This is a genomic window from Ruegeria sp. H7, assembly GCF_056532945.1.
Genome location: NZ_JBQFNZ010000004.1, coordinates 252163 through 263770, shown reverse-complemented (window position 1 = coordinate 263770; position 11608 = coordinate 252163). Strand labels below are relative to the sequence as shown.

Below are 11608 nucleotides of genomic sequence, written 5' to 3'. Positions count from 1 at the left end.
TTTACGCCGGTCTCATCAAATTCAGGACGCCAGTTGCAGCAGCCGGACTTCCAGTTGGGTCAGTTCGTCAACGGCGATGTGAAGTTTGTTCTGAACGCTGGTGAACGGGTGGTTGAGGTAATGCTGGATGCCCGCATTGCCCCGGATCTGAGCCAGCAGCGGGCGCACCTGCCGCAGGGCTTGTTCGCGCGCCTGTTTCCGGGCGGCAAGATCCTGATCCCGATCCGCGATGATGTCCGTGTGGGTCTTCAGACCCTGCAGAACCAGTTGCGAGGAGATGTTGTTCGCAAACCGCTGCAAGGCCGCCTGATCCACCACATTCTGTCCGTCGCCTTTCAGCGCATCGACCTGAGTGACAAAATCGTTCCGCACGAAATCGGCGGCATCCTGAAGGGTTCCGATGCACCGTTCGGCATAGGTGGTCAGCCCCTGCGCCAGATCGTCCCGGAAACCGGTGATCTCGCTGCGGATGAAGTCCATGCTTTGTTGCAGGTCGTTGAAACGCTCTTTGTTCTTGGCGAACTCATCCTTGGTGATCGAACGCTTTTCCAGAACCGTCAACTCATCCCGAAGATCCCGCAGCCGGGACAGATCAAAGGTTTCGGGATCGACACGGGAATGGCCTTTGAACTTGTCCAGAATGCGCTTGAGGCTGACCTTGTCGCGCAGCATCGCGTCCAGTTCGTCTTTCAGCGGTTTGGCCATGGCCGCGAATTCCTTGGCCCTGTCCTTGTTGTTCCGCCGGTCTTCCTGATCCTTGAGATAATCAGATGTGATCTGGTCCAGCTTCTGCTGATCGTGGTGGTTCAAATCAGACGTCTGCTTCAACTTCGCAAGATCATAGAGGATTTCAGCCTGCCGGGCGGTCTTCTTCTTAAGGTCGCCCATCTTTGAAAGGGCGTCGGACATATCCTCTTTGGTCAGCGCATTTTTTGCCAGTTCAAGCAGGTCTTCATGCTCGATCTTCAGCGGTCCGGCCCCTTTGGACTTTGCGAGCCGTTCGAAGAACGGGATCTTGTCATGCGGCAGAACTGCCCGGATCTTTGAAACCAGATCATCATTCACAAGCGCTGCGACCCTGTCCAAATCCTTGATCACCGCCGCGCTTTTGGTTTCAAAGTCCTTCCCGGTCTTCTCAGCCTCTTTGGCGTTTGTGTGCAGCTCTTCGAAATCGGTGCGCAGCAATTGCGAAAACTCGGTTTTCGCAGTTTCGATTGGCATCGTGGTGTAGCCCGCGCTCAGCTTGCTGACCTTTTCGGCCAGGCGCAGCCTTTCCTCGATGTAGAACCCGGCGGTCCGGCCCGAGGCCAGTTTGTCGATCTTATCCGACAGATCGGCCAGCTTTTTCTTCAGCTTGGCATAGTCACCGGCGTTATTTGCAATCCCATCCAGAATGCCCTTGGCCTTTTCCAACTCTTGCTTGGCGATGCTGTCCACGCCCTTGACACCCGAGGCGTGCAATTCGTCCAGAAACTCGAGCGAGTCCAAAACGGCCTGCACGGTTTCCCGCGGGACCTTCTTGTTGCCCCGGCGCGGGATCTGGACGTAGACATCGTGGTCCAGATCCTTGTACGTGCCGGCCTTGCGCTCGACATGAGTCTTGTCGTCTTTTGTTTCGATCCGGCCAAGGTCGTCGCGTTTGATCAGCTTGTCGAACTGCTCGCGGACTTCGGTCGTCAGCGCCTCAAGCTCCGCATCATCCCATTCCTTGCCTTTGGCTTGCTCTTCATATCTCTCGGCGCTGGATTTGAGCAGGTTGAGGTCGCTGACAGTGCCCAGAACAGTGCGACCTTCGCGCGCCTGAATGGATGCCAGTTCGGTTTCGATATTATGCGCCCACTGATCGAACCCTTCCTTGTCCAGGCTGTTGCGAATGACGCCGATCCGGTCGCTGGTCTTGGTCAGAACGCCGATGGCCTTGCCGGTTTTCTGAACCTCGTCTTCCAGCATTCCCCAATAGGCGTGTTCTTCGGGCGCGACCTCCTGCGACAGATCTTTCAGCTTGGCCTCAAGGGACTTTGCCAACCCGACAAATTCGATCTGACGCAAGCTGCGCGCGGCCTCTTGTGTTTTGGCGGACAGGGCTTTCAGCGCTGCCGAAGGTTCCGGCGCGGGCTGCGAAACCTGCGCCGCCAAACGAGCCGTGCGAATGTCGGACAGATCATGTTGCACATCGGTCAAGGTGGACTGCGCTTCGTCGAAACCGCCCAGTTTCGCCTGTGCCTCGGCAATCTCCAGCTTCCGGTCGCACAGGGCCAGCATCTCTGCAAGGATGCCTTGAGTCCTGTCATCAAGACCGGATGTCGGGATCAGCTTCCCTTCGGCCTCGCGCTGCTTTTTGATCAACTTCACCTGCGACTGGATAAGATCGACCTGAGATTTGTTCTGCGGCGCAGCCTGCGCGTTGCTGTCCTGCGCGCGCAATTCCTCTTGCAATTCGGCCAGTTCTTCATGGGTGGACTCGGCGTGCTCAAGCTCGCTGGCGATCAGTTGAACCGTGAACTCGGCCTGCACCTGATCCACGATTTCGCGAACCGGCTGTTCGGCTTGCGTATCGGTTTCACTGGAAGTTTCCACCGACGCAGCGGGTCCGGCGTCCGGAAACGCCCATCCGCGCAATTTGTAATAATTCTGAACCCAGTCCAATTGCTTTGGGTCCATTGTCGGGAATTCCATTGTTTCCGGCATTTAGGCTCTTACCCTTTACATATCCAGATCTTTAATTTGGAGCGCAATGTGAAATAGATTACACAACCTCAGAGAGTATAACCTTTTTCACCACTTTCCTTTTCAAGACCCATACGCAGTCATCAATACGTGCCTGCCCCGATTCCAAATGCGGATCGGTTTCGGCTAAATAACCCGTAGACTGTATTCCGAGGGGGATTCAACTAAAGCAATTCAAAGTTTTCGTGTGGTTTGTTACCAAGGCAGCGAAGGCTTGAACCGCATGCCACGCAGGGGTTTACGTAACCTCGAAAAAGGTAAAACAATCCCGATCAAAACGGCAGATTTGCTGTCCGTTTGGTCAAATACAAACCCAAACTTTATCAATTTTTCCGAAGCCAGCCCCGTTTCAGACCTGTTGATCAAAAAACCTGTAACCAAATACACGCAAATGTATATCAGGTTTAATTGTGCAGCATCGCCTCATATGCTCTTAGATCGAACTGTATGAGTCTCGGCACCCGAAAGTGCCGTAATTTCGTCCGGTGTGGAGTGATCACTGTGGATAAAGCGCAGATAAAAGAATTAAAGGCCAAATTGGCAATCGCGAAAACGAAACCGCTCAATTTCGCGTTTGCCCCGGCCAAGGCGGTCGCCGACAGTGCGTGTGAACTGCACGCAACAACCAAGGCAGAAAAGCTTCGCAAGACGGTCAAGGCCGACGCGGGGGTTTCAGACAATAAGGCGGTTGTGTGGGGCGTTGCCAAACTGGAAGACAAGTTTCTTGTCATCACCTGCGAGGATGAACCCAAGCGCCCGTCCGTCAAGGCGTTGCGGCAGTTTCTGAAAGCCGCCAAGCTAAGCTTCAAGGTTCGCATTCTGGATTCCAGCGGCAAGGTGCTGGATGACGAACTTGAGGATGAAGATCAGGACATCGCCGATCAAGGCGCTGTGGCTGACGCTCCAGCTGATGAGGCCGACGACACCCCGGCTTCCGATGACCTGGGCGAGTTGCAGAAGAAATTCGAAACGCTCAGCCGCATGACCAGGGCCGTTGCCGAGCAGAACCCTGATCGGTCGCAGGCCTTGCTGTCGGCGCTGCAAACCATCGGCGGTCTGGTCGAGGCCGGGGATCAGGACAAGGCCCGCGCGGGGATGGCCCGTCTGGCGGCGGCGCTGAAAAAGCAGGGTTCGGCTGACCAGCCAAAAACGGATGCCAAGGCGGTCAGTGCAACCTTCAAAAAACTTGTGCAGCTTCGATCTGACACCAACGCGAATTTCGACAAGCTGATGACCACCCTTGCCCAGCAGCCGGACCCAAGGATCAGCCGCATCGCAAATGACGATTACAAAAGCGTCTTTGGCGGGGCGACCGGCCTGCTGGACAGCATCGAAACGGATCTGTTTGCAGCGGCGGGCGTCTGGAACCAGACCCAGGGCGCAGAACGAAAAGCTGCCGAGGCGGAAATCCGTCACTGCATCCAACGTTTGCGCAGCCATTTGGACGGCAATGCGCTGATCGCGCTTCTGGAGGACAACCCGTTTGTGTCCAGCTTGAAGATCAAGGCCCCTTTGCTGGCCGTTCTGAATGAGCTTGACGGCCAACTTGCCGCCTGATTGCTTTGGCCAGACAAAAGCCCGCCCGATCAGGGCGGGCTTTTTTTGTGCCTGAAACTCGGGTCAGCCCGATCGCTGACCCTTCGGTTTACAGACCAATCGCGCGGGACAGGCTGATTTCAGCAGATCCAACGGCTGCAACCAACATGTCGATCTGTTGCCGCTCGACCCCCGCCAGTTCCGGATCGCTGGCCCGGATCAAAGTGATGGCCTTTCGGATTTCCGTCTGCGCAGTTTGAATGGCAGCGCGCGCCTGATTGACGGCATCGCGGCGAATGGCGTCCCGCTGGGCCGCTGTGGTGGCAAGCGCCAGACGGCGGTTCGCCTCATCCCCGGCGGCGCGGATACCTGCGCTGGCGTCGCGAATGATGTCGCCGACCTCTTCCAATCCGACCGGAAGATCATTGGCAATCGAATCCAGTTCACCGGCAAAATCGTCCAGAGCTTCGGCCAGACAGTCCAGATATTGGGTCAGGCCCTGATCCGCTGCCTCGCAGCTTGCAATCGCGTCCTCAAAATCGGCCGAGACATCTTCGACAATATCGGTTGTCCCTGTGGGGCCAACACCGGGGTTTACGGCAGTTCCCCCGCCGCCGGTGTCATCGGTGATATCCGTATCGACGGTTGGTGTGACATCCACGGTGGGAACCGGCGGCAATTGCGGTGGAACAACGCTGCCGGGGCCGCCCGGAATGCCGATTGCGGGCGTAATCGTGGCGCTACCGCCAAGGGCGACAACACGAAACGCCTGTCCGTTGGCGCTGTTCAGATTGCTGGTATCAACGGTGAATGTCGTGGTGCCCACGTTCTGGCTGGCAAATGTCAGCGACTGAAAGATCGGAGAAGTATTCAGCGTATCCGGGTCAGGTCCAAAGCGAAACTGCGACGGCCCGCCAGAAACTGTCCCGGTTGTGGTCGCTGCCGCCGTCTGACCCGCAATCGCTGTGGTCGGATCAGGAATGGCAAACACCACCGGCGAGGTTGAATAGTTGGCAGGCAAGAACCCGGCTGATCCCGGTGCCCAGACATTGTCGAAATCCCACCCCTGAGCGGATGCCAGGTCAAAGAATCCCTGCGTGTCCTGAAACTGCGCCGTCGTCAGGGCCGTTCCGCCATCGCTTGTCGTCAGACCCGAGCTGTTGACGTCCCAGAAGGATGCAGTCACGGTTCCAAAGACCGGTGTATCGATGCCGGCTAGACGTGAGTTGTTGCCGATCAACCCCCCAACTTCGTCACTTGTAGAACCCGTTGTCGTCACGACACCGGTTGAGTAGGATCGCTCGACCGAGCCTCCGGTATTTGATCCTGCCAACCCACCGACTGAAGTCAAACCGGACCCAGCCAAGGCTACGACCGCCCCTTGAGCGTAGGAATCTTGCGTCAACCCAAAGTTGGAACCGACAAGGCCCCCACCTACCAATTCGCCAAATCCAGTTTCGTCCTCAACCGTTACATTTCCAAGGCTATGAGACCGCTCGACATCCCCGAAGTTCAAACCTACTAACCCGCCAGCGGTAATGAAGTTTGCACTGGCATCAATCGGCAGGAAGGCGTTGACGGACGCGGTCGAGAAACTGTCGACAACGGTGCCGGTGTTGTTGCCAACCAAACCGCCGACAATCGCGCCACCAAGGTTGTCGTTTGCCGTTATGCTGCCGGATACAGCGACGCCGGAAATCTCTCCGGTGTTGGAACTGGCGACAATGCCGCCGGTGCCCACTGTCACGTTTGCGTTGGTCAACTGGAACTCGGTCAGCACGCCGTCGTTTGTATCTACAAAACCGCCGGATCCTGTTCCCTGATCGATCACCAGCCCGTCGATGATATTGCGGTTGCCATCAAGCGTGCCCGAGAAGTTGCCGATGGGATCAAACCCGCCCGTCCATCCGGCGGTGACCGAAGCGTCGATGTTGTTGGCCAGCTCATAGTTCTGGGATCCGCGTCCCGCGCTGCCGATGCCCTGCAATCCGTAGACATCCGTCAACTGGAACGGGTTGGCCGCAGTGCCGTCCCCGGCCAGCGCCCGCAGAAAGCTTGCGCCACTGCTGATCGAAAAATCCGCCGCAGCAAAGGACGGAAGTGTGCCCGAGACCTGTTCCCACGACCCCGCCAGCAGCGAGAATGCGCCCACGTCGATGGTGCCCCCTGCCCCGGTCGAGATCAGCCCGATCCCGTCCACGGCCCCAAGGGCGTTCAGGGTCAGGCTGCCGTTGGGTGCATTGATCGCGCCGTTGAATGTTATGGCGTTGTCCGCATTCAGCCTCAGGTCCGAGGTCGAAACCCAATCGATATCGGCGTTGATCGTGATGTTGCCGTCATCCGTGCCAACCACGTCCGAGGTATCCAGAATGACATTGCCCAGATCCAGCTGCGCCTCAAGCCCGGCTTCGGTCAGCGTGCCGGGTATGGTGATGTTCTGCGGGTCCAGCAAAAGCGTCCCCACCTCACCCTTCGGCGCGCGCAGGTCGGCAAGTCCGCGATAACGCAGATCAACAAGGCCGGACACCTCGGCAAATCCACCGTCACCACCATTTGCCCCACCCCGGGCCGAGATGGAGCCGTTGAAATTGGTGAATTCGTCCGACCAGACGATGACCCGACCGCCATCGCTCCGATCGCCTGCATCCGCCGACAGGGTGGTGCCTGCGTCAACAAAGGTGGTTTGCGCGGTCTGCAAATCGCCGCCGCCCTGATAATCGCCCCCTACCCGGATGGTGCCGCCGTCGCCAGCGCCAAGCCCGTCGGCCCTGAGCGTCGCGCCGGTCAGGGCAATCGCTTCACCCGTGATCGTGATGCTGCCACCCGAACCGGGCCGCGCAACAGGTCTGGGAGAGCTGGCCACCTGCGCCACCGATGCCGATGTGTCAATCGTTCCACTGACCTGCACGCCACCACCGCTGCCGCCCAGCACCACCGCGCCGGACCGGCCCGAGACCGAGCGCGCCTCGATCACGCCGGACATATTGATGACCTGACGCGCCGCGTTTCTGGCGCTGGCGGCCTGAAGATGCACGCTGCCGACATTGGCCTCGATCCGGCCCGAGTTCGACACCAGCGCCTCCATCAAGGCGTCATCCGTGTCCGAAGGCACTGCGACCTGCAAGAACCCGTCGCCGGAGACGTCCAGCGTCACCTGCTCGCCAGCGCCCAGACCGACCTTGCCCAATGGCACCCGGATCAGGCCCGAATTGCTGACCCGCCCACCGATCAGGGCCGCATAGCCCCCCGGCACGATCGAGATCGTCCCCGCATTCTCGACCGCTGCCGAGTTGCCGTTGCCCGTGTAGCGATAGGTGCCGTTCAGAAAATCCTCGTTCGAGATGTTCAGCGAGGATGCCACAAAACCGGCCGTGCTGACACTGCCGTTCGGGCCGATGAAAATGCCGTTCGGATTGACCAGATGCACCTGCCCGTTGGCGTTCAGTTGCCCGTGGATCTGGCTGGTGGTGTCACCGGTCACACGCCCCAGAAACACGCTGGCAGCGCCGGGTTGGTTGATGTCGACCCGCGCGCCTTCACCGATTGAGAAGCTGTTGAAATTGACAATGGCCGCGTTCGAATTCTGATTGATGTTCAGCTGGGTATTGCTGGGCTGGCTTAGGGTCGCGGACCCCGCAACCACCGATCCACCTGTGGGCAATGCCTGCGCCAAGGCGGTTGTCGCCCATAGCAGGGCGGTTGCCGAACACCAGAAACCTGTCGTGATCTGTTTCATGACGGTGCTAGAACCTGCGATTGAAAGTGATGTTGAACCGGTTGCCGTCTTCGCCAAAGTCATCGCGTTCACCTCTTCCATATTCCACTCGTACCGATGCCGACCGATAGGCCGAATTCTCAATTGTAAAAACGTCCAGACCGACGCCATAGGACGACGCGCGGGTCGTGCCCTGCTCAAGAACCGTGGGCTGTTCAACACCCAAAACGCCACGCGCTCCGAAAACGTAGGGTTTGATGACCAGCGGCAGGCCTGCCACCGCCGTCTGCTGGCTGCGCCCCAACTCGGCCCGCAGAACCCAGCCGTCATCCCCACGCAACTCACCCGCATCGAAGGTGGACAATTCGCTGGGCCCGGCGATGCTGAATTGTTCCGATGTCACCAGCGGATCGCCAAAGCTGGTCTGAATCCGCCCGTTCACCGAGAGAGACCAGTTGCGGTCCAGCGGACGGTCGTAGCGCGCGCCCAGAACCAGCTTGGTAAAGACCGCGCTTGCGCCCTGACGCGACAGCGGCGTGTCATCCGGCCCGACCGAGGCGCTGGCCCCGAAGGCGTCCAGGCCCCGCGACAAGGTGGCGTTGCCCGTCAGGGATGACCCGTTCTCGAACTGCCACGTGCCGTCCAGCGAGGCGCGCAGAATGCTCAGATCATCTTCAAAGATCGGCAGGGACGCCGCACCGATGACCAGATCCTGCGAATCGCTTACCCGGTCCAGAACAAGCTGCGACGACAGGTTGACCCGGCGCGAGCGTATCCACGGATAGAAAAGCCGCAGCGACAGGCGGTCAAAATTGCTGCTGCTGGGCAGAAGATCCGCGTCCGGAAGGGTGTCGCTTGTCGTCACCTCGGCGTTGAAGGTCAGACCATTGATCCCGATTGGGATAACCGCCCCGGCGGCCAGAATCCGATATTGCGAGTCGGTCGAGAAAAACCGATCCGGCGCGCCGCCCGCGCGGAAATAGAAGGTCTCACCCAGACCCAGCAGGCCGTTGGCCTCGATCCCTGCATTCAGATTGACGGGTCCCAGCGTGTCCGACAGGGAATTGTCGAACCCGAAAGACCCGGTGAAGGTGCGAAACTCACCATCCAGCGTCAGTACGGTGCCGCCCCGGCTGTCGCCTTGTGACAAGGTCGAAGACAAACGGATGCCAAACGTATCCCCGGCCAGCAACAAGGCGCGTTCGATGTCGTTCAGCAGGATACCGCGTTGTCCGATCAGCGGGTTTGTCACCGCCTGAACCCGCGCCCGGGCGGGCTCGGGAACGCGGGATGCATCGATACGCTCGACAAAACCGTCGATCACCACGATCCGCAACGTTCCCCCATCCAGCAGGGTTTGCTGCGGCAGGACCACGCGGCTAAGCGCATAACCTGCGGTTGTATAGGCGTTTTCCAAACGTCGGGTGGCCCCGAATATCTCGGATACGGCAACACGCTTCCCGCGCAGGTTTTCGACGAAGGCCTGATTCGCGCCGGATAGCTGAGGCAGCGCCCCTTCGATCTCAACCTGCCCAATTGTGACAAACAACTGATCCACACCCGCCGGTGCCGGGGCTCCGGGATCGCGGGCAACGGTGACCGGCCCTGTGCTGCGCTGATTCTGCGGCTGAAAGGTGGATGGGGCAAGGTTGGATGCGGTCTGCGCCAGCGCGGCACCGCCCACCCAAGTCACCATCAAACCCAGGGCCGCAGCCCCCAAAACCGAGGACCGCCACCTGATCACCCAAAGGCGCAACGCCTGTATACTTGTTAAAAACATCATCATGAATGACCCAATCGCGCGGATCGCACACCGGTTGCAACCCTCGCAAGATCAACACGCCGAGAGCGAGTCGTCACAATTGACCCTTGCTGAAATCCAAAGACGGTAACCGCCAATCACGACCACGTCAGGCGTCTTTCATCTGATCGACAATCGACCCAAAGCTTTGGATATACGCATCCCGGTACAAGTTTCAGGAGTCCTGGTAAGGTGGAAGCTACATCGACAATGAGCCTGCGCGACAAAGCTCGTATCTTTGTCGAATTGCCGGTGGTCACGAATGTCATTCTCGGCCTGATCATTTTCAACGCGATCACGCTAGGGTTGTCCACGTCTGACTGGGTCAAGGACAGTGTCGGCCCGGCGCTGGCGCTGCTGGACAAGATCGTCCTGTTCATATTCGTGGCCGAATTGTTGCTGAAACTCTTTGCCTATCGGCTGGAATTTTTCCGAAACGCCTGGAACATCTTTGACCTGGTTGTGGTCTGCGTCGGACTGCTGCCGGAACGCGAAGGCCTGTCCGCCCTGCGGGGGCTGCGCGTCATCCGGGCAATGCGTCTGCTGTCAGTCATTCCGCAGATGCGGGCCGTGGTGAAAGCCCTTTTGGACGCGTTGCCGGGTATGGGCGCGGTAATCATCATGATCTCGATTGTGTTCTATGTCTTCGCGGTCATGGCAACACTGATGTATGGACCGGATTTCCCGGAATGGTTCGGCACGTTGGGGCGGTCTCTTTACACGCTGTTCCAGATCATGACGCTGGAAAGCTGGTCCATGGGCATCGTGCGACCGGTGATGGAAGAACACCCGATCGCCTGGATTTTCTTTGTGCCCTTCATCGTCATCACCGCGTTTTCGGTTCTGAACCTGTTCATCGGTCTGCTGGTCAACACCATGCAGTCGGCGGTTGAAGACGAAGCAGGCCAGGAATTCTCGCGCCTGCGCGAGCTGGTCCGCAGTGAAACCGACATCGTCGACAGGAACGTGATCGAGCTGCTGGCTGAGGTGAAGAAACTGCGCACAGAGGTCGCGGCACTGAAAGATGACGGCAATTAGATTGGGTGACTCAGTTCGGTAATCCCGATCCCGCGAGGGAAATCCGCTTACCAGGACTTCCCGCTGTAAGGCTCGTCTTCAACATATTTTCGCAAAGCGTCGATGTCCGAGATCTCGGCGTGGTTGCGATTGATTTTTACGCCCACTGTCTTGAGCCGCGAAAAGGCGCGGCTCAGGCTTTCGGGCTTCATTCCCAGACGGCCCGCGATCAGCATTTTGTCATAGGGCAAGGACACATCACATTCGCTGGCATCGCAATCACACAGGTTCAGCAGAAATTCGGCCACGCGCTGCGCGCCGGTCTGCGCCTTCAGTTGTTCAAGCTGGGCCACCAGTGAATGCAGATGCGTAAAGGTTGACGCCAGAATCGAGATTCCGATTTCGGGATCCTCTTTCATCAATGAGATCAGGATCGGGCTGGGAATATGCATCACCTCGCAGGTCGAAACAGCCTCGGCCGAGACCGGGTACGGCACGTTGCGCAGGGCGACGGCCTCGCCAAAACTGTCGCCGCGTTTGAAGACGCTCACAACCGCCTCGGCGCCGGTTGGGGTCATGCGGAACAGTTTGACCCATCCGGCCAGTACCACGTGAACGGCCTGCGCGGTCTCTTCCTGCAAAAATATTGTCTCACCCCGATCATACTGACGCCAGATCGCGTGGCTCAGCAGTGTTTCCACATGCTGATCCGGTAAACTGCGCAGCAGCAGCGACTGGCGCGCGATTGCCTTTTGTGGCTCATGCGACATGAATATACCCCGTGTCTTTCCCGCCGCCCTTCAAGCACGGCC

General features: G+C 58.6%; 6 protein-coding genes. 2 read left to right on the top strand and 4 right to left on the bottom strand.

Annotation, left to right across the window (positions count from 1 at the left end; all coding sequences use genetic code 11):
• Positions 1–21 precede the first annotated feature (21 nt).
• Positions 22–2688, bottom strand: a complete 2667-nt coding sequence (locus tag ACR0AC_RS11715; protein WP_170630761.1) for a DUF2408 domain-containing protein — start codon at positions 2686–2688, stop codon at positions 22–24.
• Between the two features lie 576 nt (positions 2689–3264).
• Here ACR0AC_RS11715 and ACR0AC_RS11710 point away from each other — a divergent pair.
• Complete coding sequence (locus ACR0AC_RS11710) at positions 3265–4284, top strand: hypothetical protein (protein WP_480873524.1); 1020 nt, start codon at positions 3265–3267, stop codon at positions 4282–4284.
• An 88-nt stretch (positions 4285–4372) separates the two neighbouring features.
• Here ACR0AC_RS11710 and ACR0AC_RS11705 read toward each other — a convergent pair whose 3' ends face one another.
• Both ACR0AC_RS11705 and ACR0AC_RS11700 read right to left on the bottom strand, forming a co-directional pair.
• Entirely contained in the window at positions 4373–7999 is a 3627-nt protein-coding gene (locus ACR0AC_RS11705; RefSeq protein ID WP_480873523.1) for a two-partner secretion domain-containing protein, read from the bottom strand.
• 7 nt (positions 8000–8006) lie between these two features.
• Entirely contained in the window at positions 8007–9761 is a 1755-nt protein-coding gene (locus ACR0AC_RS11700; protein WP_480873521.1) for a ShlB/FhaC/HecB family hemolysin secretion/activation protein, read from the bottom strand.
• Positions 9762–9989: 228 nt separating this feature from the next.
• Between ACR0AC_RS11700 and ACR0AC_RS11695 the strand changes: the two genes are divergently transcribed.
• Entirely contained in the window at positions 9990–10817 is an 828-nt protein-coding gene (locus ACR0AC_RS11695) for an ion transporter (protein ID WP_480873616.1), read from the top strand.
• Positions 10818–10864: 47 nt separating this feature from the next.
• On the opposite strand, the gene ACR0AC_RS11690 is transcribed toward ACR0AC_RS11695, so the two are convergent.
• On the bottom strand, positions 10865–11566 hold the full coding sequence (locus ACR0AC_RS11690) for a Crp/Fnr family transcriptional regulator (protein ID WP_170622458.1): 702 nt from the start codon (positions 11564–11566) through the stop codon (positions 10865–10867).
• Between the last annotated feature and the right edge of the window lie 42 nt (positions 11567–11608).

What these genes read in the sequence shown, in the direction of transcription:
- ACR0AC_RS11695 (WP_480873616.1), top strand. Translation starts at nt 9,990, where the DNA reads ATGAGCCTGCGCGACAAAGCTCGTATCTTTGTCGAATTGCCGGTGGTC.
- ACR0AC_RS11705 (WP_480873523.1), bottom strand. Translation starts at nt 7,999, where the DNA reads ATGAAACAGATCACGACAGGTTTCTGGTGTTCGGCAACCGCCCTGCTA.
- ACR0AC_RS11700 (WP_480873521.1), bottom strand. Translation starts at nt 9,761, where the DNA reads ATGATGTTTTTAACAAGTATACAGGCGTTGCGCCTTTGGGTGATCAGG.
- ACR0AC_RS11690 (WP_170622458.1), bottom strand. Translation starts at nt 11,566, where the DNA reads ATGTCGCATGAGCCACAAAAGGCAATCGCGCGCCAGTCGCTGCTGCTG.
- ACR0AC_RS11715 (WP_170630761.1), bottom strand. Translation starts at nt 2,688, where the DNA reads ATGCCGGAAACAATGGAATTCCCGACAATGGACCCAAAGCAATTGGAC.